Source organism: Bacillus sp. EU52 (assembly GCF_037964975.1).
In the GTDB taxonomy this organism is placed as follows: Bacteria; Bacillota; Bacilli; order Bacillales; family Bacillaceae; genus Bacillus; species Bacillus subtilis.
The window spans coordinates 975,193-998,565 of the sequence record NZ_CP150177.1; the positions used below are offsets into that span (position 1 = coordinate 975,193).

Sequence of the window (23,373 nt, forward strand, 5' to 3'; positions counted from 1 at the left end):
GTAACGTTCAGTATCAACCACATGTCTAGGAGTGATGAATGTGAACCCAATGGACAGACAAACAGAAGGACAAGAACCGCAGCATCAGGACAGACAGCCGGGCATTGAGTCAAAAATGAATCCGCTGCCGCTGTCAGAGGACGAGGATTATCGAGGAAGCGGAAAACTGAAAGGAAAAGTTGCGATCATTACTGGAGGCGACAGCGGAATAGGGAGAGCAGCAGCTATTGCCTTTGCTAAAGAGGGGGCTGATATCTCCATTCTATACTTAGACGAGCATTCGGACGCAGAGGAAACACGCAAACGGATCGAAAAGGAGAATGTCCGCTGCCTGCTTATCCCGGGAGATGTTGGGGACGAGAACCATTGTGAACAAGCTGTGCAGCAAACAGTCGACCATTTTGGTAAACTCGATATCTTAGTGAACAACGCCGCTGAACAGCATCCCCAGGACAGCATTCTCAATATTTCAACAGAACAGCTGGAAAAAACCTTTCGCACAAATATTTTTTCCATGTTTCATATGACGAAGAAAGCTTTGCCTCACCTGCAAGAGGGGTGTGCCATTATTAATACGACATCGATTACCGCTTATGAAGGGGATACGGCGTTAATTGATTATTCCAGCACAAAGGGTGCGATTGTTTCCTTTACGCGTTCCATGGCGAAGTCGCTTGCAGATAAAGGCATCAGAGTGAATGCGGTGGCGCCCGGTCCGATTTGGACACCGCTTATTCCGGCGACATTCCCTGAGGAAAAAGTGAAACAGCACGGCTTGGATACCCCAATGGGAAGACCGGGACAGCCGGTTGAGCATGCAGGCGCCTATGTTCTGCTGGCGTCTGACGAATCTTCCTATATGACAGGGCAGACCATTCATGTGAATGGCGGCCGTTTTATTTCAACGTAATCAACGAAAAACCAGCTCAAGAGCTGGTTTTTTGTGTGGTGAAAAATTTCAAAATAAAAAATTTGTCGATTTTTCTAACAATTTTGTTTTCATTTTTGCAATTTTATATATAATATTGAGTAGGAGAAAGGAATGATTCGCGACCAGTACAAATATAGTAGAAAAAAAGAAAAATGACCATTGTTGCTCATGAATTCAGAAAATTCAAATAAAATATATATATAAAAATAGATGATCGGGAGTTGAAGGGGAATGAAAGGGAGCGTTTTTAGGAAGAAAAGCATTCAGGATTTAATCGCTGCGACGAGCGGGGAAAAGTCTTTAAAAAGAGAATTAGGGGCATTTGATTTAACGTTGCTTGGAATCGGCGCCATTATTGGCACAGGGATTTTTGTTCTGACGGGAACAGGCGCAGTCACGGCCGGTCCCGGGCTGACGATTTCATTTGTTGTGGCGGCGTTGGCTTGTTTATTCGCCGCCCTGTCTTACGCGGAATTTGCGTCAAGTGTGCCTGTTTCAGGTTCGGTGTATACATTCACTTATGCGACATTGGGAGAGCTTATGGCCTTTATTATCGGGTGGGATTTAATTTTAGAATACATGCTGGCGGTAAGTGCAGTGTCGGTCGGCTGGTCTGGTTATTTCCAATCGTTTTTATCAGGGCTTGGCATTCATCTTCCGGTTGCTTTAACAGCGGCACCGGGCGCAGTGAAAGGCACCTTTACCCTGTTTAATCTTCCTGCATTCGTCATTGTAATGGCGATCACATATTTGCTTTATTTAGGCATCAAAGAATCAAAAAGAGTCAACAATATCATGGTTATCTTGAAGATACTGGTTGTTCTGCTGTTTATCGCGGTGGCAGCCGTTTACGTGAAGCCGCACAACTGGCAGCCGTTTATGCCAATGGGCTTTGGCGGCGTATTCAGTGCAGCGGCGCTCGTATTCTTTGCTTTTATCGGATTTGACGCTGTATCCTCTGCTGCGGAAGAGACGAAAAATCCCGCGAAAGATCTGCCTAAAGGCATTATTTTCTCTTTACTGGTCTGCACGATTTTATATGTCACCGTATCAGCCATCATGACTGGGGTTATCCCGTTTGCTCAATTTGCGGGTGTGGATCATCCGGTTTCTCTTGTTCTTCAAAGCGCAGGGCAAAATTGGGTGGCAGGCATCATTGATATTGGCGCCGTGCTGGGAATGACAACAGTTATGCTCGTGATGCTTTACGGGCAGACCCGCGTCATGTTTGCCATGTCGCGTGACGGACTTGTGCCGGGTTCACTTTCTAAAGTGCATCCAAAGCACAAAACACCTTATGTAGCCACTTGGTTTTTCGGAACGATGTCGGCGCTTCTCGGCTCACTTGTTCCGCTGGATGAACTTGCAAAGCTGGTGAACATCGGGACGTTGTCGGCATTTGTCCTGATTTCTGTGGCAGTTATCGTTTTGAGAAAGAAACAGCCTGATCTTCCGAGAGCTTTTAAATGCCCGGGAGTTCCCGTGATCCCAGGCCTGGCGATTCTGTTCTGCCTGTTCTTGATTTTAAATCTGGGATGGGTGACGATTGTCCGCTTCCTAGTGTGGCTGTTAATCGGCTTAGTAATCTATTTCCTGTATTCAAGAAAGCATTCAAAATTAAATCAATAACCTTTTGATAAAGAGAGCGGCCATACAGGCCGCCTCTTTTCTGTTCTTGGCAAATGAATCTATAGAAATGAAGACAAAAATAAGAGATAATATAGGCTGGAAAGGAAGTGACGTTTATTGTCTGAGCAAAAACCAGTCCAATGGGCTTCGAAAATTGGTTTCGTCATGGCAGCGGCCGGCTCGGCTATCGGCTTGGGCGCGATTTGGAAATTCCCTTACGTAGCGGGGACCAATGGGGGAGGAGCCTTTTTTCTTATCTTCGTGTTATTTACCATCCTCTTAGGCTATCCGCTTTTGGTGGGGGAATTTATTTTTGGAAGACGGAACCAGACGAATGCCATTGATGCATATAAAAAAGAAGCGCCGCGATCAGCTTGGTTTCTTACAGGGTGGATCGGCGTAGCTGCGTGTTTCTTAGTGCTGTCGTTTTACAGTGTAATTGGGGGATGGATTTTGCTGTATATCGTAAAAACGGCGTCAGGCTCACTGTCCGGGCTTTCTCAAGCACAGTATGGCGCTCTTTTTGCTTCTATTATCCAAAATCCGGTGCAGACGCTCGCGGCTCAGCTTGTCTTTATGGTACTTACTGTCATCGTTGTCGCAAGAGGGGTTCAAAAAGGGATTGAACGGGTAAGCGCGGTGATGATGCCGATTTTGTTTTTATTGTTTATTCTGCTCGTTCTTCGGTCTCTTACGCTTAATGGTGCAATGGAAGGCGTAAAGTTTCTGCTTGTGCCTCATTTCGGCGATCTGACTCCGGAATCCATATTATTCGCGCTGGGACAGGCCTTCTTTACGTTAACACTGGGGGTTTCGGTGATGGTGACCTACAGCTCCTATTTGCCGAAAACACAAAATATCCCTCGTTCGGCAGCCTCCATTGTCTTGATGAATATCATTGTGACACTCTTGGCAGGTTTGGCTATTTTTCCGGCGGTTTTCTCATTCGGTTTTCAGCCAAATGAAGGACCGACACTGCTGTTTACAGTGCTTCCGGCCGTTTTTGAACAGCTTCCGTTCGGCACGTTGTTTTTTATCGGTTTTCTCGTTGCATTTTTATTTGCAGCCTTAACCTCAGCATTTTCTATGGTTGAAATTATCGTTGCCACAATCGGAAAAGGGGACGAAAAGAAGAGAAAAAAACTGTCATGGACGAGCGGGCTTTTGATCTTTTTGGTCGGAATCCCATGCTGCTTGTCTTATGGCGTTTTGAGTGATGTGCACCTATTTGGCAAAACGTTTTTTGATATTGCCGATTTTACCGTCAGCAATGTTTTGATGCCTTCAGGCGCTCTGTTAATTTCTCTATTTATCCCGCTGAAAATTTCGAAAAGCGAACTCTTGGCTGAAATGCGAAATGGATCAAATGCAGGTAAAGCATTCTTTTACACATGGTTTTATTTGCTTCGTTTTATCGTGCCGCTTGCCATTATTATCGTGTTCTTAAATTTAATCGGAATTTTATCATTTTAAAAAACAGGCTCCGTTTCAGGGGCCTGTTTTTTATTTAATAAGATGATATCAACGGTGCCCATGCCGTTTTCAGATTTTGGATGCCGAGCCTGATGTCCTCTTCTGACAAACCGCCATAACCGATTAAGACAGAAGTAAAAGGCGTCTGTTCTATATATGAGGGAGACACGGGATAGATGGTTACACCGTGGTCTGCGGCTGCTTGTATTGCTTCTTCCTCACTTGCTGGAAACAAAAGGCGCAGCAGGATGTGAAGCCCCGAGTTCTTACCGAGAATCTCAACGGTGTTTCCTAGTTCAGAGCGGATGGCTTCTAACAGGACAGCGTGTTTTTTTCGGTATAAGCTTCTCATTCTATTTATGTGTTTTTGCCACTCTCCGGTTTCGATGAAGTCTGCCAGTGCCAATTGCGAGTGAACAGAGACGGTCTGCTTCATTAACTGAGCGTTGTTTTTGATCGGTTCCATGAGTTCAGAGGGCACAATCATGAAGCTGAGCCGCAAGGAAGGCAGAAGTGACTTTGAAAAAGTGCCCAGATATATGACTCTGCCATTCGGATCAAGGCCCTGTAAAGACGGAATGGGATGGCCGCTGTAGCGAAATTCTCCATCGTAATCATCTTCTATAATGAATGAATTTGTTTCTGCCGCCCATGCCAGCAGCTCCTGTCTGCGGGTAATCGTCATAATGGTCCCAATCGGAAACTGATGCGAAGGAGTCGTATACATGAGATAAGGATTCTGACGGTAGAGCTCATCCGGCAGGACGCCTTCTGCATCAGAACAAATCGGAGTGACATCCATGTGATTTGCTTCAAACATCCTTCTTGAACGGTGAAAGCCCGGTTCTTCAAAGCCGATTTTTGTACCTGGCTTTAGCGAAAGGCAAAGATTTTGCAGAAGCACGGTGGTTCCTGCGCCGATGATAATCTGGCCGGGTTCACAATTTACTCCTCGAGACAGCCTGACGAATCGGGCAATCATGTGCCTGAGTTCGTATTCTCCTTGAGGGTCGCCAGAGGTGTGAAACGATCCGGAATAGCGATCAAGACTTTTTACTATGCTTTTTCTCCATGCGTTAAAGGGAAAGAGGGTCGGATCAACGCTGCCCTGATGGAAGTCAATAGCAGGTGCGTTTTTTTGATGTAATCCCGGCTGTACAGACTGCTGAAAATGGTCAGGAGCTGTCGGGAATCCTGGTTCTACTTCCGCCGCGAACCAGCCGATTTTCGGCTTGCTTTTGACATAGCCCTCAGCAGTTAATTGCTCATAAGCTCGTTCTATAGTTGCCGTGCTGACATCGAGCAAGCTGGAGAGCCTGCGTTTTGACGGAAGTCTTGTTCCCTTTGTGATTCGCGCATGTGAAATTTCTTGTTTAAAAAAGGTATAAAGCTGTTCATACAGCGGTGTTTTGCTCTTTTTATCAAGAAACGGCGTAATATCCATCTCATGTCTCCTTTGTAGCTGGCATGGTCATTTTTTCTGATATTGGCTATTTGGCAAATGCCATTTATTAGCTATGATCATTGTAACGAAAGGAAAGGGGATTGAGAAGATGATCCATATGAAACAATTAACCTCGAAAGAAGAATGGGCTGAGTCGTATCCGATTATGAGTGAATTGAGAACAGAACTGGATATAGAGACGTATTTACAAAGGCTTGAAGCCTGTGTGCAGAAAGAATCGTATATGCTGTTTGCCTTATATGAAAATACAGCAATCAGAGCGCTGTGCGGGGCTCTGCCGAGAGTTTCCATTCATAAAGGAGAGCACTTATGGATTGCGGATCTTGTTACAACGGCACCTTGCCGATCAAAGGGATACGGCAAAATGCTTTTGGATTATGCCTCAGACTGGGCGAGAAAAGCCGGACTCGGTTTTGTCAGTCTTTCATCTGGCCTGCAGCGTAAAGACGCACATCGATTTTATACAGATAAAATGGGTTTTACTATAGAAAGTTATTTGTTCCGATAACCGGTATAACGAAAAAAGACGCCTGAAAAGGCGTCTTTTTTAAAAGCCAAACTGTAAATTCGTATCTACAGATACAATGGTATACACACAAATAATCACAAAGAGATTAAGGATGACGCCGAGCAGGCCGGGGCCTGTGCGCCCTCTCTTGATGAAGAGTTCAACAACGCCGAACGGAACGGCAGCCATGGCGAATGGAAGCATTTGATAGGAATAAAACGTGACATTGCTGATAATGGCCAAATTCAGCAACAGCAGGGACAGAACCGCTGTCCCGACAGAGATCCAGCCGAATACATTGTGTTCTTTAAAAATTCTTACCAGTTCCATAATTCCACCTCGCCGACATTCGCTGATTTTACAGATTTATTTTTCAGCATGCGCTGGATTTCCTTGGTTGGCCCTGTAACGACCGAACCGTATACATTGACACCGTTTTTCTCTACATAATCTAATCGGTTATCTACATTCAGGTCTTTCCGTTTTGAAATGACCTGAGCCCATTTTTCGTGTTTGGACATGAATTTTAGGGCGTTGATAAACTGATCGCCATTCGACTTGCCTTTTGTATTAAGGGCGGCCAAGAACTTTGAATCCTTTCCAGGATAGCCAAGAGGTTCTGTGGAAGCTGTCTTATTTGTGTTTTTCTCTGTTTCGATTGCGTTCCACAAAAAGCTCACATCATAGCCTTTGAATTTGTTATACACGTCTTTTGTCGGATATGCACGGTCATATGAAAGGTAGACCTCTGATACCGTTCCTTCAGGCAATGTGCTTAACGTTTTTTCTGCTTTTGCGGTCGTTTGTTCAGACTTGTTTGAAGGATGTGTAAAGTAATGTCCGGTTTTATTCACTTCTAAGTCATAGTAGTTTACTGCCGGCGCTTTTACTTTGTTATAAAACATTTCAACCCGTTCATTCCCTACGGCAGCCGTCTTCGTGCCAATCTGCTTTTGCAGCGGGAATTCCGTATTCATTCCAAATAGCTTCACTTGGCTTTTCAGTCCGGAAGTATCAACAAGAACATTCGGCATGGTCAGGGCTACAGTGACTGCGGCAGTTTCCATAAACTCATTGCCGGTGCTGTGTTTTCCACCCATTCCGTAATAGAGGTAGCTTCCCAGCGTACAAAGCGGCAAAATCATCAATGTCGAAATGACGGCAAGCACAGAAATTCGCAAATAAGACTTGCGTTTGCCGTAGGCTAAAATCGCTTTTTGTTTTTCAGGACTGATGCTGAGATCCCAATCGTTATCGTCCTCTAGTTCGCTGTCAATCAGTTCCTGATATACTTCGAGCTTCTCGAGTTCTTCCTCAAATGCAGTCATTTCCTGGTCGCTCATTTCCCCATTTTTATATTGATCAAAACGCTTTTTAAATTCTTCATTCATCATTAACACCTCTATTATAAAGTGCTTTCAGCCGCTGTCTGGCACGAAATAAAACACTTTTAAAATTCGCCTCTGAAATATTCATAATATGGGATGCTTCTTTGTAGTTTAACTCTTTTAAATAATATAGCGTTAAGGCCTCCCGATAATTATCGGGGAGCTCGGACATATAACCAGTCAGCACTTCCTTTATCTCTACCTGATGGGCAGGACTTTGAACAGCATTTTGAAAGAGGCTTCCGATTAAGTCATCAGAAATGGTTACTTCTTTCTTATGCTTTCTGACGTAATCAATGAAGGCGTTTCGCGCCACTTGAAAAAGCCAGGGCTTTACTTTGCTGTGATCATAGGAGTGAATGTGTATGTATGCCCGCATAAAGGTTTCCTGCAGCAAGTCTTCAGCAAGATGCTTGTCTTTTGTCATGGAGAGCAGGAACCTGTAAACATCATTCATGTACATTTGGTAAATTTCATCGATCGTCACTGCCTTTTCTCCCCTCTATGTTATACACGCATAAGAAAGGTTTAAAGTTGCACATTACATGCAAACGGCTTTTTTATACCTAATCAAACACCATTACTATATAGTACCCAAAAATGGCCGCAAAAGATAGTGCGGAGAAATGTTTAACATTTTTTCCAGAGGGGAAAAGATAGTGAAAAAGTGAAGGAGTGGCACAATGGAATATACCAGTATAGCAGATACAGGAATAGAAGCCTCCAGAATCGGCCTCGGCACATGGGCCATTGGCGGAACGATGTGGGGAGGCACTGATGAAAAAACATCAATTGAAACAATCCGCGCCGCTCTTGATCAGGGGATTACACTGATTGACACCGCGCCGGCTTACGGCTTCGGGCAGTCCGAGGAAATCGTCGGAAAGGCAATCAAAGAGTACGGCAAAAGAGACCAGGTGATTCTCGCAACGAAAACGGCTCTGGACTGGAAGAACAACCAGCTGTTCCGCCATGCGAACAGAGCGAGAATTGTAGAGGAAGTTGAGAATTCTTTGAAGCGGCTTCAAACAGACTATATTGATCTTTATCAGGTGCATTGGCCCGATCCGCTTGTGCCAATTGAAGAAACGGCTGAAGTCATGAAGGAATTATATGATGCGGGAAAAATCCGGGCGATTGGCGTCAGCAATTTTTCAATTGAGCAAATGGATACATTTCGCGCCGTCGCACCTCTCCATACGATTCAGCCTCCATATAATCTGTTTGAAAGAGAGATGGAAGAGAGTGTTCTTCCTTATGCGAAAGATAACAAGATAACAACATTATTATACGGCAGTTTATGCAGAGGGCTGTTAACAGGCAAAATGACCGAAGAATATACATTTGAGGGCGATGATCTGCGTAATCACGATCCGAAATTCCAGAAGCCCCGCTTTAAAGAGTATCTTTCTGCTGTCAATCAATTGGATAAGCTGGCGAAGACACGTTATGGAAAATCAGTGATTCACTTGGCTGTCAGATGGATCTTAGATCAGCCGGGAGCGGATATCGCTCTTTGGGGAGCAAGAAAGCCTGGGCAGCTTGAGGCCCTATCTGAGATTACAGGCTGGACGCTGAACAGTGAAGATCAGAAAGATATCAATACTATATTGGAAAATACGATATCAGACCCTGTCGGACCGGAGTTTATGGCCCCGCCGACCAGAGAGGAAATATAACAAAAGCTGAGGGCGAATCCTCAGCTTTCAGCGTGTCGACAAACCCTCGCATTCGTTGTCAGGCATGCGCGTCGGTGCTCACGAATAATGAAGGGACAGCGGCTAAATGCTTAGGCGTCCTGCCCAAACACCGCTGTCATCACATCCTGTGAAAGTCTGCTCCATGCTCGCCTTTCCTAGACTCAAGGGTTTTCAATCACGCTGAATAGATGACAAAATCATAAAATGAAAACCATTTTATGATTTTATCAACAATCTAAAAGCTGAGGATGAATTCTCAGCTTTTTGGCGTTTAAACGGGAGAAATCTTAAAAATTAGTACCAGGTAATAAAAAATATTGTTATAATAGATGACAGAAAGAATCATTGATTACGACAAAGGAAGTGCGATATGTATAAGTTTTGTGCAAATGCTTTAAAAGTTATTCTTTCTCTTCGCGGAGGAGTGAAGGTGTATAACAAAGAAAACCTTCCGGCCGATTCAGGTTTTGTCATCGCGTGTACACATTCCGGCTGGGTTGATGTGATTACACTCGGAGTCGGGATTCTTCCTTATCAAATACACTACATGGCGAAAAAAGAGCTTTTTCAAAATAAATGGATCGGTTCGTTTCTGAAGAAAATTCATGCCTTTCCGGTAGATCGGGAAAATCCCGGGCCAAGCAGTATTAAAACGCCGATTAAGTTGCTGAAAGAAGGAGAGATCGTCGGTATCTTCCCAAGCGGAACAAGAACCTCTGAGGATGTGCCTTTGAAAAGAGGTGCGGTGACAATTGCGCAAATGGGGAAAGCGCCGCTTGTCCCCGCTGCATATCAGGGCCCTTCAAGCGGAAAAGAATTATTCAAAAAAGGAAAAATGAAGCTGATTATCGGTGAGCCTCTTCACCAGGCTGATTTTGCCCACCTGCCTTCAAAGGAAAGACTTGCAGCAATGACAGAGGCTTTGAATCAGCGGATTAAAGAACTAGAGAATAAACTTGATCAGCTATAAGGCGTTCTGAGAGATTGCCCTGAACTGTGAAAATAAGAAAAGCACCTTATACAAGGTGCTTTTCTTATTATGCTTCCTGCTGGTTAGCTGTCTCCAGAAGTTCTTCTTCTTGAAGCTTTTTCACTTCAATATATGCGACGTGGTGGCCGTCAATTTCATTAATGATGAATTCGCAGCCCTCTTCGATGATGGAATCATCTTTTTCAACATCGTATTTTTGAGTAAGGAACCAGCCGCCGATTGTGTCGACTTCTTCGTTCTCTAAATGAATGCCCAGCAGGTCGTTTACTTGGTCAATTAACACTTTTCCGTCAAGAATATAATGGCCTTCGCCGATTTTGCGGATTTCGCTAATTTCATCAATATCAAATTCGTCGCGGATTTCACCGACAATTTCCTCAATGATGTCCTCAACCGTCACAAGCCCGGCAGTACCGCCGTATTCATCAGACAATATGGCCATGTGGACCCTCTCTTTTTGCATTTTGACAAGCAGGTCTTGGATTGGCGCAGATTCAATGACATGAATGATCGGGTTGACGAATTGAGAAATGGTGGAATCAACAGATACCTCACCGCTGATGCAGGCGGTCAGCACTTCTTTAATGTTAATAACCCCGATAATGTTATCTTTATCGCCCTCTTCCACAGGGTAGCGGGTATATTTTTCAATCTGAATGATGTCCATCATTTCAGAAATCTTGATATCATGCGGAAGGCTGACAATTTCAGTCCGCGGAATCATAATTTCTTTCGCGAGCCTGTCGTCAAATTCAAAGATTTTATTCACATATTTAAACTCTGATTGGTTGATTTCACCGCTTTTATAGCTTTCAGACAAAATGATTCGCAGCTCTTCTTCTGAGTGTGCCAGTTCGTTTTCTGAAACGGTCTCCAGGCCAAATGCTTTGGTCAATAACCGTGCGGAATTGTTCAAAAGCCAAATGAATGGGAACGCGATGCGGTAAAACCAAATCAGCGGTTTCGCAAACAGCATAGACACTGCTTCCGCCTTTTGGATAGCGACTGTTTTAGGTGCAAGTTCTCCGACAACAACGTGTAAGAACGTGATAATGGCATACGCAAAAATAAACGATATGACATGTGAAAGGGAACCTGGAACATTCATTTGGACGAAAAGCGGGTGAAGCAGCCTTTCGATCGTTGATTCACCTAAAACCCCTAATCCGATGGAAGTCAATGTAATTCCGAGCTGACACGCAGATAAATATTCATCAAGATGCGTGGTCACTTTTTTTACGGCTATTGCTGCTTTATTTCCTTCCGCGATCAGCTGATCGATCCGTGAGCCTCTGATTCTGATAATGGCAAACTCAGATGCCACGAAAAATGCCGTCAGGGCGATTAAAACAGCAACTAAAATCAAATTCACTATGTCCAATTAGAACCTTCACTCTAGCAATGAGAATGAAGGTAACACCTCCTGTTAGATAAAATGGTTTTAACTTAACAGCAGCATAAATGATTGGAACACGGCGAGCTTTTCAGGCGGGAGTTTGCTTTTCAGCTTGTCACGATCCTCGGGCTTCAGCCGTTCAAACCGATGCAAGATTCCGGAGATGTTTTGATTCATATGATCAATTTCTAATGCCAGATTTCCAATTTCATCATCAAGTTTAGCTGAAGAGGGAAACTGGTTCTCCAGTCGATCTTTAATATCGGACAGGGCCAATCGCTGCTTCTTGCAATCTACAATAAATATAAGTCGTTTGAGTGCATTTTCGTCGTAGTAACGGTAATTTGAACAGGATCTGGCCGGCGTAAGCAGACCGAGATTCGTATAATAATCAACTGTCCGTTTCGTTACTCCGGCGAGTGCCGCTAGTTCACTGATGCGATAAGTCTCAGCCCCATCTATATCCCTCCCAACCATCACGTTATAGTTATGAGAATAGTTTAATATATGAATGGTGTCTTGCACAAGTTTATTGTTTTTTTTAGACCGGAATTGGAAGTTGTGGAATTCATCATCTGATTGAAGTAACATAGGAAGATAGAATTTTCAAACTTTTATATACGGAAGGGACAGATGAAATTGGCTGGGTTATCCCGGGAAGTTGAAGAAAACTTAAATAAAGGATCATGGATTCGCAAGCTGTTTGATGAAGGTACAAGGCTGAAGAAGGAGTTCGGGGAAGACCAGGTATTTGATTTTTCACTCGGCAACCCGATTGTTGAACCGTCTGAAGCTTTTAAGAGAGCGTTAATAGAGGAAGCTGAAAAAGGCAGCCACGGATACATACAAAACCAAGGGCTTCCTGCAGCGAGAGAAAAAGTCGCGCAATTTTTGGGGTCGCGTTTTGAAGCTGATTTCTCAGCGGAGCGTATCGTCATGACGGTGGGCGCGGGAGGCGCTTTGAATGTTGCGTTAAAAAGCATCGTAAACCCTGGGGAAGAGGTCATTATTCTTGCACCTTATTTTGCCGAATATAAGTTGTATATTGAGAACTACGGGGGAAAAGCCGTCAGCTGCCCGTTGACAAGCCGGTTTGAGATCGACATTGAAGCGGTAAGGCAATCGATCACTCCACAGACGAAAGGGCTGATCCTCAATACACCGCATAACCCCACAGGCACGGTTCTCAGCCAGAAAAATATAGACGATTTAGGCGCTTTATTAAAAGAAATAGAAGAGAAGAGCGGCCAGACGATTTATGTGCTGTTTGATGAACCGTACAGTCAATTAATCTATGATGAAGAGCTGGCAAATCCGTTTCAATCGTACCATCGTGTGATATTGGCCAGCTCATTCAGTAAAGATCTCGGCATAGCCGGGGAGCGACTCGGGTATATCGGATTGGACAGCCGAATGCCGGATGCGGACCTTTTGATCAACGCTTTTGTGTATTGTAATCGAACGCTTGGATTTGTGAATGCCCCTGTCATGATGCAGCGGGCTGTGGCACGAATGGATGATTTAAGAGTAGACGCGAGCGCTTATAAAGAGCGCCGGGATTTAATGGTAGACATTTTAAAAGAAGCCGGTTTTGAATTTGAAATGCCAAAGGGAGGTTTCTTTGTTTTTCCAAAATCGCCGATTGAAGATGAAGTTGCATTTTGCGTGCATGCCGCCCAAAAATACAAATTATTAATTGTGCCGAGCAGCGGTTTTGGAATGAGCGGGCATTTCCGATTATCCTTCAGTGTGCCGATCGAGCAGATTAAAAACTCACGGGACATTTTCATTTCTTTATATAAAGATTTTGCTTAAGAAGGCAAAGAAAAGAAAACAGTTTTTAAGGCTGTTTTCTTTTTATATCCGCAAAAACCCTCCTCTTTCAATCCAGACAGGCGCAGAATTGACAAGCAGGCATACAGTTAAGGCTTTCTTCATGATAAAAGTCTAAAAATTAAAAATCATTTTTGGAATGAGTTGTGTTACAATAAAATATACAATTTATAATCAAACTTTGACTTTTGGAGGTGGTATGATGGGGCCCTCTGCTTAGGCAACAATACACCGCGTACCTCAATGTTAAGGAAAAATGATTATATCAGGAGGTGACTCCTTATCCTTTGTTGAGAGGATAGGGTTAAATGGACGATATTGACAGTCTGATTTTAATTGGCGTGCTCATTGCTTTAACCGCGTTTTTCGTTGCAAGCGAGTTTGCGATTGTTAGAGTAAGGAGATCCAGAATAGATCAGCTTATCACAGAAGGAAACAAACGGGCGATACTCGCAAGGCGTGTCATTACAGATTTGGATGAATATTTATCCGCATCCCAGCTGGGCATTACATTGACATCAATCGGGCTTGGCGTACTGGGTGAGCCGGCCTTTGAACGGCTGCTGCATCCACTGTTTGAACCGCTCGGCTTGCCGGACTCGGTTTCACATGCAGTCTCTTTTGCAGTCGCGTACGGCTTGATCACGTTCCTGCACGTTGTTGTAGGTGAACTGGCCCCGAAAACGGTCGCGATTCAAAAGGCAGAACAGCTGACTTTACTGATAGCGGGCCCTTTGCGTTTATTCTATTTGCTCCTGTTTCCGTTTATTTGGATCCTCAATGGATCGGCGCGGCTTTTATGCGGGATGTTCGGTTTGAAGCCTGCGTCAGAACATGATGGTTCCCATTCTGAGGAAGAACTCAGGATGCTGTTATCTGAGAGTTTAAAAAACGGAGAGATTAATCCGTCTGAATATAAATATGTGAATAAGATTTTTGAATTTGATAATCGGATCGCCAAAGAAATTATGATACCGCGGAAGGAAATGGCTGCTGTGTCAACTGAGATGACGATGGCCGAGATGCTTGAAGTCATGCTGAAGGAAAAATACACGCGCTGGCCAGTCACAGATGGAGACAAAGACAGTGTGCTCGGTTTGGTCAATACGAAGCATTTGTTTTCTGATTTGCTGTTTATGACAGAAGAAGAACGAATGAAGATGACGATCCATCCGTATGTGAGGCCGGTCATCGAAGTGATTGAAACGATCCCGGTTCATGACTTGCTGATTAAAATGCAGCGCGAGCGCATTCATATGGCTATATTGTCGGATGAATACGGAGGAACCTCGGGACTTGTGACGACAGAGGATATTCTTGAGGAAATTGTCGGAGAGATCCGAGATGAATTTGATGAAGATGAACAGCCGCTGATCCAAAAGCTTGGCGACGGCCATTATGTGATGGATGGAAAGGTTCGGATCGATCAGGTGAACAGCCTTCTTGGCGCATCGATTCAAGAAGACGTCGATACGATCGGCGGGCTGATATTAAAAGAAAACATCGATATTGAGGCTGGTGAATCCATTCGCATCGGTTCATATACGATAAAGGTGCTGAAGATGGACGGCCGATTAATCAAGCAAATCGATATAAAAGAAGAAACCGGCAACACAACCGGAATTACGGCGCACCACAAGCTGCCGCTGCCTGAGCCTGTGATGCTGAACAGTGCAACCTTGAGCGAGAAATAAGCTCAAGGTTTTTTTATATTGTGATTGTCCAGCCGCACCAAAATGCAAAAAGCGACCCGCAAAGTGTCAGGACGATGTACAAGATGCTTTCTTTTACACGTTTGGCCATAAGGAGTTGAATAGTTTCAACGCTGAATGTGGAAAAGGTCGTAAAGGCGCCAAAAAACCCCGTGCCAATGATAAGCGAGACCGAAGCATTTGCAACGTGAAGTCCTGTAAATATTCCGAGCCCGAGAGCTCCGAGAATATTGACTGTCAGTATGCCAATGGGCAGGCTGAGACCTTTGGTTTTGGCGGTTATGACATTGCCAAGCCAGAAGCGAAGCATTGCGCCAAGTCCGCCCCCTATGAAAATACCCGCTAGTGTCATTTTTCCTGCAGCCCCTTTCTTTGCTGAATGCCTGCTATGCGCCGTCCCGCAAAAACACCAATCAGTGCAAATATGATCCCTGATATCAATGAGGCTGCCACATATAAAAGAGCCAATGAGGGTTGTCCTTGCAAAAGCATCACTGTTTCCTTAGAAAACGTGGACATTGTTGTGAAGCCTCCGCAAAAGCCGGTGCCTAAAAAAGCCGACAGCAGAGGCCGTTTTGCACCGATCATAAAAAATCCGGTCAAAATGCCTAATAGAAGGCTGCCTGCCGCATTTTCCAGCCAGGTTGCCGCCGGGAACTGACCGGTGTGTATCCATAAGTTTAATCCGTATCGGAGGCAGGCGCCAAGCGCGCCTCCGATAAAAACCGCGCTATATATTTTCATGTTTGCCATCCTTTATGATGAAATCCGGGTAATCTGTAACGATGCCGTCCACGCCCATGGCTTGTAATTTTGCCGCTGTCTTTTGATTGTTGACAGTCCATGCAAATATGTTTAAGCCATTTTTATGGACGGAGCCGATCATCAGACGGTTGAGCCGTGTGTATTTTATATTGACATAGTTTGCAAAAGAGCGGAAGGCCTTCATCTGATTTCTGGACAGCATGCCAAAGTTGGGCCTTGTAATGACCGCTGTCGGAATCGAAGGATAAAGCTCGCGGAACCTTTGGACGGAGCGGAACTGAAAGGATTGAACAATATTATTGATAGAAAAAGAAAATTGCCCTAATAGCTGTCCCACCTCTTCTTCAATTCCGACTTGAGACGGATGGCCTTTTAGTTCAATTAAAAGGCCGATTTTTTTGTGGTAGCGCTTGAGCACCGCTTCCAGGGTCGGAATACGCTCTCCTTGAAAAGCTGGACCGTACCAGCTTCCTGCATCGAGTTTTTGCAATTCCTCCAAGGTAAAATCCTTAACAAAGCCCGATCCGTTTGTTGTTCGGTCAACCCTGTCATCGTGTATCACAACAATCTGCCTGTCTTTTGTAAGCTGGACATCCAGTTCGATCATATCTGCATTCATTTTCACCGCAAGGTCAAATGCGGCAATCGTATTTTCCGGAGCGTAGCCGGATGCTCCGCGATGGGCAATGATGTACAAGCTAAGTCAGCTCCTCGTATGGGCATTTCTGTTATTGTATCAAATCCATATATGCACCGCGATACAAACTGGTGAATTTTTTCTGCCATATCGGAATGGTCCGGGCTGAGGAATGCGTATAACTAAAAAAAGACACTCAGCGTATCAGAACACATTTCGTCAGAAAATTAGGTCTTTCGACATGTTCACAACAAAATATGATCCTTTATAATAGCAAAAAAGGAGGCGAGATCATGGGAAAAGGGAGAATCAGAGTGGAGGAAAGAATTAAAGCCGAAACGGATGCTGAAATGCAAAAAGCAACTCTCCTTGATCAGACACAAACGAAAAAAGGTAAGTGACTGTCCCTATTGAATCTGGCTGATAGATGAATTGAGAAATGACCCCGGCGTTTCGCCGGGGTTTTGTGCTGCAAAAGACATTTAAATGAACATCCTTACGAATATTTTAGTATAATAACAATTGATTGGGATAGAGGGGAGACAGTCATGCCGGATTATCTGCAGCAGTATTTTACGCTTGATATCATCATTCAAATCGGCATCAGCTTGGCGATTTTGCTGGTGTTTCTTATACTTAGAAAATTATTCACAAGATATTTCTTTAACCTGCTTTTTAATTTGACAAACCGGCCGAAAACAGAAATTTTTAAACAGGTGGTTCTGGCGTTTGATAAGCCGGCCAGATGGTTTTTTGTTGCCCTTGGGCTGTTTTTAGCGATCCGGTATTCACCGTTTTTAGATGAGCAAATGCCGGTCATCAGCAAAATATACCGCTCACTGATTGTGGCGCTCTTGTGCTGGGGTCTTTGTAATTTGACCGCAACATCGTCGTTTATCTTCCATAAGGTGAATCAGCGCTTCGAGCTTGACATGGATGACATTTTGGCCCCGTTTTTATCCAAATTGCTCCGTTTTGTGATCATTGCGCTCAGTGTCAGTGTGATCGCTCAGGAATTCAATTATGATGTCAACGGATTTGTAGCGGGCCTAGGTCTTGGCGGGCTGGCTTTTGCGCTTGCCGCGAAGGATACCATCAGCAACTTCTTCGGCGGTATTATTATTATTACTGAAAAGCCGTTTACAATTGGTGACTGGGTGGAGACGTCGACAGTAACAGGATCAGTCGAGGATATTACCTTTAGGAGCACGAGATTCAGAACAGCACAGGGGGCGCTTGTAACGGTGCCGAACTCTACGCTGTCGATGGAAGCGATCACGAACTGGACAAGAATGACCAAACGCCAGATTACGTTTTCCATCCATGTGTCCTACGCTACGCCGATTGAGAACCTTGAACGCTCCATTCATTCTCTCAGAACAATGCTCTTAGAGCATGAGGGCGTTGATAATGAAACAATCATGGTCAACTTTGATACGTTTGCCGACAGCTACTACAATTTATTTTTTAACTTCTATACAAAAACGACGGTTTGGGCTGAAAACCTTAATATTAGAGAGGATATCAACTATAAAATTATTGAGATTTTAGGTGCAGAAGGCGTTCAGTTTGCATATCCCGGCCAAATGGTTGTTGTCAAGCAAAAGCACGAAAGCGACCCATTCCAGGTGAATCTAAATAAAGAGGAAAAGGAACGGGCTTAAAAGAGAGACTTCGTCTGACAGAGGCGGAGTCTTTTTCATGGTAAAATAAGAGAAAAAGGCGGTGTTGAGTTGGAAACATTCAAAAGTATTCTACATGAAGCACAGAGAATTGTTGTGCTGACCGGAGCGGGAATGAGCACAGAATCAGGGATCCCCGACTTTCGTTCAGCAGGGGGCATTTGGACGGAGGATGCCTCAAGAATGGAAGCGATGAGCCTTGATTATTTTTTAAGTTATCCGCGTCTGTTTTGGCCCAAATTCAAAGAATTGTTCCAGATGAAAATGAGCGGCAGCTTTGAACCGAATGAAGGCCATTTGCTTTTAGCTGAGCTGGAGAAGCAAGGGAAGCAGGTCGATATTTTCACGCAAAACATTGACGGTCTTCATAAAAAAGCGGGGAGCAAGCATGTGTACGAACTGCATGGTTCTATCCAGACAGCAGCTTGTCCGGCATGCGGCGCCCGATATGATCTTCCCCATTTGCTGGAGCGGGAGGTGCCGGAGTGCACGGCGGCCGGAAATAATGGGGACATTTGCGGAACGGTATTAAAAACCGATGTTGTTCTCTTTGGCGACGCCGTCATGCACTTTGACACCCTTTATGAAAAGCTGGATCAAGCAGATCTTTTATTGGTTATCGGCACGTCTCTCGAAGTGGCTCCGGCTAGATTTGTGCCTGAGGATGCAAGCCTGATTCCCGGCATGAAGAAAGTCATCATAAACCTTGAACCAACGTATTGCGACAGCTTGTTTGACATGGTCATCCATCAAAAAATCGGCGAGTTTGCCCGAAGTTTGGGCATGAAAAAGTGAGCCGCTTTATGCGCCTCACTTTTTTATTCATGAACAGGAACCATTGTGTCCTCTAACACTCCGAAGGAATATCCTTTTTCTTTTAATTTATTGATTAGTACCGGCAGCGCATTTACGGTAGCGGGAAGATCATGCATGAGAATCACATTCGGGCGGCCTGAAGAGCTGTGTTCCATATTTTCAAGCTGCTCTAACACGGCCGTCACATACTTTGAATTTCGGTATTTCCAGTCCATGCTGTCAATCGTCCAATCCCAGTACACAAAACCGTCTTTCTCAAGATTGCGGATTTGTGAGGGGGTTAGTGACGGTTTGCTTCCGTAGGGCGTTCTGACTAGATCGGTTTTATATCCTGTAATGTCCTGCAGCGTGTCACGCGCCTCCTGCATTTCTTTTAGCGGAGATGTCGGTGTTTGATAGAACAATCTGTTATTGTGGGTAACGCCATGTAAACCGAGTGCGTGGCCTTCCTTTTCTGCTCTTTTCCCAGCTTGTTTGAATTCGTTCATCCGCGGTGACAGCATAAAAAACGTCGCTTTTACATCAGCGCTTTTCAGTACGTCGAGCAAGCGGGTTGTAACGGCTGAAGGGCCGTCGTCGAAGGTTAAGTAAACCGTTTTATCTCCCATGTTCTGCTTTGTCTGCAGATGTTTTATCAGGAGATCGGGGGAGTCGTTTTTCAGCTTAAGGCTTTCCTTCTCATCTCGAAGCTGGCCGTTTGTTGTGACAGTGACTTCCTTTGCTTTCGTTGAACTGTTGGAATAACCCAAAATCACCATAAGCAAAAGCAGCACACATAAAACTGCTAAACTTGCAAATTTAAAAGCAAGCGAAACTGCAGAAGGAGAAGCCTCTCCTCTCGTTTGTCGCATAACAATCTCTCCATTGGCATAAAATCTCTACATAATGCTGTACAGCAGGCAGCTTATGAAGATGCCTTATGTTTACAACCTATGTATTACCAGTCAAGTATACAGGAATAAAACTGGAAAGCACATAGAAAATTTGTCGAAATGTCAGATTTTAAGGAAAAAATAAACTCCTTTCCGCTATAGATCTCTTGATCTTTCTGTTTTTCAGCTTGTCCAATATGGTAGAATTAGTGACAATGACAGCTTGAATGACATCAGGGACATCTCGAAAAGGGAGGGCTTTTATGAAGGTTTTAGTCAATGGCCGGCTGATTGGGCGCAGTGAAGCATCAATCGATTTGGAAGATCGCGGTTATCAGTTTGGTGACGGCATCTATGAAGTGATCAGGGTGTACAAAGGAGTATTGTTCGGCTTACGTGAGCATGCAGAGCGTTTTTTCAGAAGTGCTGCTGAAATCGGAATTTCACTGCCATTCAGTATAGAAGATCTCGAGTGGGACCTGCAAAAGCTTGTACAGGAAAATGCGGTCAGTGAGGGAGCGGTATACATTCAGACAACAAGAGGTGTGGCCCCGCGAAAACACCAGTATGAAGCCGGCCTCGAGCCGCAGACTACTGCTTATACGTTTACGGTGAAAAAACCGGAGCAAGAGCAGGCATACGGAGTGGCGGCCATTACAGATGAGGATCTTCGCTGGTTAAGATGTGATATCAAAAGTCTGAATTTACTGTATAATGTCATGACGAAGCAAAAGGCCTATGAAGCGGGAGCATTTGAAGCCATTTTACTTAGGGACGGCGTTGTTACGGAGGGTACATCCTCTAACGTTTATGCCGTTATCAACGGCACGGTGCGAACACATCCGGCTAACCGGCTCATTCTCAATGGAATTACACGGATGAATATTTTAGGACTGATTGAGAAGAATGGGATCAAACTGGATGAGACTCCTGTCAGTGAAGAAGAGTTGAAACAGGCGGAAGAGATCTTTATTTCGTCAACGACGGCAGAAATTATTCCGGTTGTGACGCTCGATGGACAATCGGTCGGAAGCGGGAAACCGGGACCGGTGACCAAACAGCTTCAGGCTGCTTTTCAAGAAAGCATTCAACAGGCTGCTAGCATTTCATAAATGAACGAAGAAAAGAGCCCGCTTTATACAGCGGAGCTCTTTTTATTTTTTAACAAATCCAATCAAAATGGAGATCATCGGCGATATATAGAGGAAGAACGTAAACGGGATGTAGTCTATGACTGGAACACCAAGTGCGCTCGCCATAAATGCGCCGCTGACGCCCCAAGGAATCAATGGGTTAATTAATGTTCCGCCGTCCTCTAATGACCTTGTCAGAAATTTTCGCTGGATGTTTTGTTTGTCATATAAGGATTTAAATGATTGTCCTGGTATTAATATCGATAAATACTGTTCGCCGGTTGCCAAGTTGACGCCGATGCTTGAGCAGACAGTTGCTGCAACAAGACGGCCTTTTGAGCGGATGCCTTTCATGACGCCTTCCAATAGTGCAGAAATCAATCCGATTTTCTCCATCAATCCGCCGAGTGCAAAAGCAATCATAATGAGAGAGACAGAGCCCATCATGGATTGCAGCCCGCCTCTGTTGATAATTTTAGCGGCTGCCTCATTGTCAGTTTCGAAAGTTGTGCCATTTTGCAAAGCTGTCATAAACGCCTGCAGGCTGCTGTCGGGTACAAAAATAGCAGTCAAAATTCCCGAGGAAATAATTCCGGCAGTCAGAACGGGGATTACTGATACCCGTTTCATTGCCAGCAAAACGACTAAGAGCGGAGAAAGAAGGGCCCACGGTGTCACGTTTGCGGCATCTTTTATTCCGGTTATGACCTGCTGAATATTATCGGTTGAAGCAGCGTCCGCTGACACTGATGAACCGAGAAAGTAAAACAGAACGACAGTGATGAGCAAAGCTGGAATGGTTGTGCCCATCATATGGCGAATGTGTTCAAAGATCGGTATTTCGCCTATTCCGGCTGCAAAGTTTGTTGTGTCCGACATCGGCGACATTTTATCCCCAAAACAAGCGCCGCAAATGACTGCGCCTGCTGTCCATTCAAGCGGAACGCCAGCCGCGCTCGATACGCCGATCAGCGCTACCCCGATTGTGCTTACAGTTGTCAGGCTTGAGCCAACAAGTGTGCTGATGATCATACATGAAAACAAAGCAGTCAACAGAAGGTGGCTTGGTTCAATAAAGGATAGGGCATAAACTGTCACAGTCGGTATTGCGCCGCTGTACATCCAGGCGCCGATTAAGATGCCGATCAGCGCTAGAACAATAATCGGCTGTACGCCGTTTTTGATCCCGTCTACAATCCCTTTTTCAATGCTCTTCCAGGAAAATCCAAACCATAAAGCTGCTGCTGAAAGCATGACAACACTTAAAAACAGCGGGATATGAGGTTCTACATGAAGCAAGAATAAGCAAGAAATAATAATGCATAACATGAATATAAATAAACCGACGGCTAACGGAAACGTCAGCTTTTTTTGAGAATCCAAAATAACACCCCATATTTATCTTTAATGCTTTTGTGCTTTTGGGCACGAAAGCATTATAACAGAAAAAAACGAAAATCTATGTTTTTTCACAATTATGAATATAAAAGAAGTGAGCACAGGGCGTGCTCACTTTACAATCAGGACGGGTATATCCGATTTCGCTGAAAGCTTTTCACTTACACTTCCGAATATTAGCTTTTTCAGCCTGTTTTGGTCTCTGCTTCCGGTTACGATCATATCGGCAGAAATGCGGTTTGCATGCTCGATAATTGATTCAGCCGGATCGCCTTCTAATATATCGATATCTCCATCTGCCTGCTGTTCATTCAGCATCATTCTGGCTTCGGCGATGACTTCTTCCGTACGGTCTTCATAGATCATTGGCTCAGGTGATGTTACATCCGATATCAGCGGATCAGGAACACTTGTCATGCCTCCGCTGATATAGCTTGCCTCAGCTGCGGGTCTGGGCGGGTCGATGACGGTCTGATTGTCTTTCATATCATGTGAATGGGCGACGGTAATAGCGGCATTTACGGTTTTAGCAAGATCAATGGCTGTCAGAAGCGCTTTCTTACTATTTTCACTTCCGTCAAACGCAACGATGATACGGTCAGCATGGAACATCCTTCTCACCCTTTCAAAGCGTCTTACAACACTACTACCCGAATTTGAGCACAATTAACCTTTTCCTATTCAAGTAATGATTGACAATAAAAGGTTTTGTTTATATGATGATAAAAAGATGAAATCAGAATGGAAGGAGGGTTTGCTATGCCAAGGAATTTGCGTGTTTATCAAACAGTTTCATATTGGCGCGGCAAACCTTTTGTTCTGTTTTCGTGAACGGTTTTTTAGGTCGGACCGCGCGCTGAAAAGCGCTGTGCGTAACATATCGGTTAAAAAAGGCATGGAGCTGACGCTTCATGCTTTTTTTATATACAAAATCTAAGGAAAGACAGGTGTATGGGATGTGAAGACCAATACAGAGGCGAGGGCTGTTCGTGCCAAATTGGATGAAAAAAGCTGCAAGGAAAAAATAGAAGGCGGCTGATGAGG

Annotated in this window: 25 protein-coding genes; 13 read left to right on the top strand and 12 right to left on the bottom strand. The window is 44.5% G+C overall.

The window, feature by feature from the left end; genetic code table 11:
* The first annotated feature begins 40 nt into the window (after positions 1-40).
* The 3 genes from NSU05_RS05035 (at position 41) to NSU05_RS05045 (ending at position 4,033) form a co-directional block, all read left to right on the top strand.
* Positions 41-910 (top strand): SDR family oxidoreductase, encoded by an 870-nt coding sequence (locus NSU05_RS05035; protein ID WP_003244867.1) that lies wholly within the window; start codon positions 41-43, stop codon positions 908-910.
* Between the two features lie 252 nt (positions 911-1,162).
* On the top strand, positions 1,163-2,560 hold the full coding sequence (gene bcaP / locus NSU05_RS05040; protein WP_003245791.1) for a branched-chain amino acid transporter BcaP: 1,398 nt from the start codon (positions 1,163-1,165) through the stop codon (positions 2,558-2,560).
* A gap of 117 nt (positions 2,561-2,677) precedes the next feature.
* Positions 2,678-4,033: a sodium-dependent transporter gene (locus tag NSU05_RS05045; RefSeq protein WP_003233348.1), complete on the top strand. Its 1,356-nt coding sequence runs from the start codon at positions 2,678-2,680 to the stop codon at positions 4,031-4,033.
* A 34-nt stretch (positions 4,034-4,067) separates the two neighbouring features.
* Here NSU05_RS05045 and NSU05_RS05050 read toward each other — a convergent pair whose 3' ends face one another.
* Positions 4,068-5,477 carry a PLP-dependent aminotransferase family protein gene (locus NSU05_RS05050; protein WP_038428684.1) on the bottom strand — a complete coding sequence of 470 codons (1,410 nt, stop codon included), beginning with the start codon at positions 5,475-5,477 and terminating at the stop codon, positions 4,068-4,070.
* Positions 5,478-5,586: 109 nt separating this feature from the next.
* On the opposite strand from NSU05_RS05050, the gene NSU05_RS05055 reads away from it, so the two are divergent.
* Positions 5,587-6,006 (top strand): GNAT family N-acetyltransferase, encoded by a 420-nt coding sequence (locus NSU05_RS05055; RefSeq protein WP_038428686.1) that lies wholly within the window; start codon positions 5,587-5,589, stop codon positions 6,004-6,006.
* A 39-nt stretch (positions 6,007-6,045) separates the two neighbouring features.
* Here NSU05_RS05055 and NSU05_RS05060 read toward each other — a convergent pair whose 3' ends face one another.
* Genes NSU05_RS05060 through sigM form a run of 3 tightly spaced genes read right to left on the bottom strand, consistent with a single transcriptional unit; the run spans position 6,046 to position 7,881 of the window.
* On the bottom strand, positions 6,046-6,336 hold the full coding sequence (locus NSU05_RS05060; protein WP_003233341.1) for an anti-sigma-M factor: 291 nt from the start codon (positions 6,334-6,336) through the stop codon (positions 6,046-6,048).
* Positions 6,324-7,400 carry an anti-sigma factor gene (locus tag NSU05_RS05065; RefSeq protein WP_010886459.1) on the bottom strand — a complete coding sequence of 359 codons (1,077 nt, stop codon included), beginning with the start codon at positions 7,398-7,400 and terminating at the stop codon, positions 6,324-6,326. Before NSU05_RS05065 ends, NSU05_RS05060 begins: the two co-directional genes overlap by 13 nt.
* On the bottom strand, positions 7,390-7,881 hold the full coding sequence (gene sigM, locus NSU05_RS05070; RefSeq protein ID WP_003224177.1) for an RNA polymerase sigma factor SigM: 492 nt from the start codon (positions 7,879-7,881) through the stop codon (positions 7,390-7,392). The genes NSU05_RS05065 and sigM overlap by 11 nt, the downstream gene beginning before the upstream one ends.
* Positions 7,882-8,077: 196 nt before the next feature.
* Here sigM and akrN point away from each other — a divergent pair, with 196 nt between their 5' ends.
* Together akrN and NSU05_RS05080 are read left to right on the top strand one after the other, a co-directional pair.
* Positions 8,078-9,073, top strand: a complete 996-nt coding sequence (gene akrN / locus NSU05_RS05075) for an aldo/keto reductase AkrN (RefSeq protein WP_003245422.1) — start codon at positions 8,078-8,080, stop codon at positions 9,071-9,073.
* 391 nt (positions 9,074-9,464) lie between these two features.
* Positions 9,465-10,064: a 1-acylglycerol-3-phosphate O-acyltransferase gene (locus NSU05_RS05080; RefSeq protein ID WP_003233335.1), complete on the top strand. Its 600-nt coding sequence runs from the start codon at positions 9,465-9,467 to the stop codon at positions 10,062-10,064.
* Between the two features lie 67 nt (positions 10,065-10,131).
* On the opposite strand, the gene NSU05_RS05085 is transcribed toward NSU05_RS05080, so the two are convergent.
* Positions 10,132-11,466: a hemolysin family protein gene (locus NSU05_RS05085; RefSeq protein WP_009966903.1), complete on the bottom strand. Its 1,335-nt coding sequence runs from the start codon at positions 11,464-11,466 to the stop codon at positions 10,132-10,134.
* A gap of 60 nt (positions 11,467-11,526) precedes the next feature.
* The gene (cueR, locus tag NSU05_RS05090; RefSeq protein ID WP_010886460.1) at positions 11,527-11,958 is read right to left on the bottom strand and encodes a Cu(I)-responsive transcriptional regulator; all 432 of its coding nucleotides are present in this window, start codon (positions 11,956-11,958) and stop codon (positions 11,527-11,529) included.
* Positions 11,959-12,114: 156 nt separating this feature from the next.
* Here cueR and NSU05_RS05095 point away from each other — a divergent pair, with 156 nt between their 5' ends.
* Both NSU05_RS05095 and NSU05_RS05100 read left to right on the top strand, forming a co-directional pair.
* Entirely contained in the window at positions 12,115-13,296 is a 1,182-nt protein-coding gene (locus NSU05_RS05095; RefSeq protein WP_038428687.1) for a pyridoxal phosphate-dependent aminotransferase, read from the top strand.
* Positions 13,297-13,622: 326 nt separating this feature from the next.
* Positions 13,623-15,008, top strand: coding sequence for a hemolysin family protein (locus tag NSU05_RS05100; protein ID WP_038428689.1), 1,386 nt, complete (start codon positions 13,623-13,625; stop codon positions 15,006-15,008).
* A 13-nt stretch (positions 15,009-15,021) separates the two neighbouring features.
* On the opposite strand, the gene crcB is transcribed toward NSU05_RS05100, so the two are convergent.
* Genes crcB through NSU05_RS05115 form a run of 3 tightly spaced genes read right to left on the bottom strand, consistent with a single transcriptional unit; the run spans position 15,022 to position 16,488 of the window.
* Positions 15,022-15,378, bottom strand: coding sequence for a fluoride efflux transporter CrcB (gene crcB, locus NSU05_RS05105; protein ID WP_003245812.1), 357 nt, complete (start codon positions 15,376-15,378; stop codon positions 15,022-15,024).
* A complete protein-coding gene (locus NSU05_RS05110) occupies positions 15,375-15,770 on the bottom strand; it encodes a CrcB family protein (protein ID WP_038428691.1) in 396 nt (131 codons plus the stop codon). The genes crcB and NSU05_RS05110 overlap by 4 nt, the downstream gene beginning before the upstream one ends.
* Complete coding sequence (locus NSU05_RS05115) at positions 15,757-16,488, bottom strand: glycerophosphodiester phosphodiesterase family protein (protein ID WP_014479309.1); 732 nt, start codon at positions 16,486-16,488, stop codon at positions 15,757-15,759. Before NSU05_RS05115 ends, NSU05_RS05110 begins: the two co-directional genes overlap by 14 nt.
* Positions 16,489-16,721: 233 nt before the next feature.
* On the opposite strand from NSU05_RS05115, the gene NSU05_RS05120 reads away from it, so the two are divergent.
* The 3 genes from NSU05_RS05120 to srtN all read left to right on the top strand — a co-directional run bounded on the left by NSU05_RS05120 (position 16,722) and on the right by srtN (position 18,905).
* The gene (locus NSU05_RS05120; RefSeq protein WP_009966908.1) at positions 16,722-16,829 is read left to right on the top strand and encodes a YhdX family protein; all 108 of its coding nucleotides are present in this window, start codon (positions 16,722-16,724) and stop codon (positions 16,827-16,829) included.
* A 147-nt stretch (positions 16,830-16,976) separates the two neighbouring features.
* Positions 16,977-18,092, top strand: coding sequence for a small-conductance mechanosensitive channel protein MscY (mscY, locus tag NSU05_RS05125; RefSeq protein ID WP_015383218.1), 1,116 nt, complete (start codon positions 16,977-16,979; stop codon positions 18,090-18,092).
* Between the two features lie 69 nt (positions 18,093-18,161).
* Positions 18,162-18,905 carry a sirtuin NAD-dependent deacetylase gene (srtN, locus tag NSU05_RS05130; RefSeq protein WP_038428692.1) on the top strand — a complete coding sequence of 248 codons (744 nt, stop codon included), beginning with the start codon at positions 18,162-18,164 and terminating at the stop codon, positions 18,903-18,905.
* Between the two features lie 23 nt (positions 18,906-18,928).
* Here srtN and NSU05_RS05135 read toward each other — a convergent pair whose 3' ends face one another.
* On the bottom strand, positions 18,929-19,777 hold the full coding sequence (locus NSU05_RS05135) for a polysaccharide deacetylase family protein (protein ID WP_038428694.1): 849 nt from the start codon (positions 19,775-19,777) through the stop codon (positions 18,929-18,931).
* A gap of 284 nt (positions 19,778-20,061) precedes the next feature.
* On the opposite strand from NSU05_RS05135, the gene dat reads away from it, so the two are divergent.
* A complete protein-coding gene (gene dat / locus NSU05_RS05140) occupies positions 20,062-20,910 on the top strand; it encodes a D-amino-acid transaminase (RefSeq protein ID WP_015483020.1) in 849 nt (282 codons plus the stop codon).
* A 42-nt stretch (positions 20,911-20,952) separates the two neighbouring features.
* Here dat and nhaC read toward each other — a convergent pair whose 3' ends face one another.
* Both nhaC and NSU05_RS05150 read right to left on the bottom strand, forming a co-directional pair.
* Positions 20,953-22,314 carry a Na+/H+ antiporter NhaC gene (gene nhaC, locus NSU05_RS05145; RefSeq protein WP_038428696.1) on the bottom strand — a complete coding sequence of 454 codons (1,362 nt, stop codon included), beginning with the start codon at positions 22,312-22,314 and terminating at the stop codon, positions 20,953-20,955.
* A 126-nt stretch (positions 22,315-22,440) separates the two neighbouring features.
* On the bottom strand, positions 22,441-22,941 hold the full coding sequence (locus NSU05_RS05150) for a universal stress protein (protein ID WP_003233299.1): 501 nt from the start codon (positions 22,939-22,941) through the stop codon (positions 22,441-22,443).
* A gap of 163 nt (positions 22,942-23,104) precedes the next feature.
* Between NSU05_RS05150 and NSU05_RS05155 the strand changes: the two genes are divergently transcribed.
* Positions 23,105-23,266, top strand: coding sequence for a hypothetical protein (locus NSU05_RS05155; RefSeq protein ID WP_010886461.1), 162 nt, complete (start codon positions 23,105-23,107; stop codon positions 23,264-23,266).
* Positions 23,267-23,373: the final 107 nt, after the last annotated feature.

Coding starts and splice junctions, on each gene's coding strand:
- bcaP (WP_003245791.1), top strand. CDS start 1,163: ATGAAAGGGAGCGTTTTTAGGAAGAAAAGCATTCAGGATTTAATCGCT.
- NSU05_RS05050 (WP_038428684.1), bottom strand. CDS start 5,477: ATGGATATTACGCCGTTTCTTGATAAAAAGAGCAAAACACCGCTGTAT.
- NSU05_RS05055 (WP_038428686.1), top strand. CDS start 5,587: ATGATCCATATGAAACAATTAACCTCGAAAGAAGAATGGGCTGAGTCG.
- NSU05_RS05060 (WP_003233341.1), bottom strand. CDS start 6,336: ATGGAACTGGTAAGAATTTTTAAAGAACACAATGTATTCGGCTGGATC.
- NSU05_RS05065 (WP_010886459.1), bottom strand. CDS start 7,400: ATGATGAATGAAGAATTTAAAAAGCGTTTTGATCAATATAAAAATGGG.
- akrN (WP_003245422.1), top strand. CDS start 8,078: ATGGAATATACCAGTATAGCAGATACAGGAATAGAAGCCTCCAGAATC.
- NSU05_RS05080 (WP_003233335.1), top strand. CDS start 9,465: ATGTATAAGTTTTGTGCAAATGCTTTAAAAGTTATTCTTTCTCTTCGC.
- cueR (WP_010886460.1), bottom strand. CDS start 11,958: ATGGTTGGGAGGGATATAGATGGGGCTGAGACTTATCGCATCAGTGAA.
- NSU05_RS05095 (WP_038428687.1), top strand. CDS start 12,115: ATGAAATTGGCTGGGTTATCCCGGGAAGTTGAAGAAAACTTAAATAAA.
- NSU05_RS05100 (WP_038428689.1), top strand. CDS start 13,623: ATGGACGATATTGACAGTCTGATTTTAATTGGCGTGCTCATTGCTTTA.
- crcB (WP_003245812.1), bottom strand. CDS start 15,378: ATGACACTAGCGGGTATTTTCATAGGGGGCGGACTTGGCGCAATGCTT.
- NSU05_RS05110 (WP_038428691.1), bottom strand. CDS start 15,770: ATGAAAATATATAGCGCGGTTTTTATCGGAGGCGCGCTTGGCGCCTGC.
- NSU05_RS05120 (WP_009966908.1), top strand. CDS start 16,722: ATGGGAAAAGGGAGAATCAGAGTGGAGGAAAGAATTAAAGCCGAAACG.
- mscY (WP_015383218.1), top strand. CDS start 16,977: ATGCCGGATTATCTGCAGCAGTATTTTACGCTTGATATCATCATTCAA.
- NSU05_RS05135 (WP_038428694.1), bottom strand. CDS start 19,777: ATGCGACAAACGAGAGGAGAGGCTTCTCCTTCTGCAGTTTCGCTTGCT.
- dat (WP_015483020.1), top strand. CDS start 20,062: ATGAAGGTTTTAGTCAATGGCCGGCTGATTGGGCGCAGTGAAGCATCA.
- NSU05_RS05150 (WP_003233299.1), bottom strand. CDS start 22,941: ATGTTCCATGCTGACCGTATCATCGTTGCGTTTGACGGAAGTGAAAAT.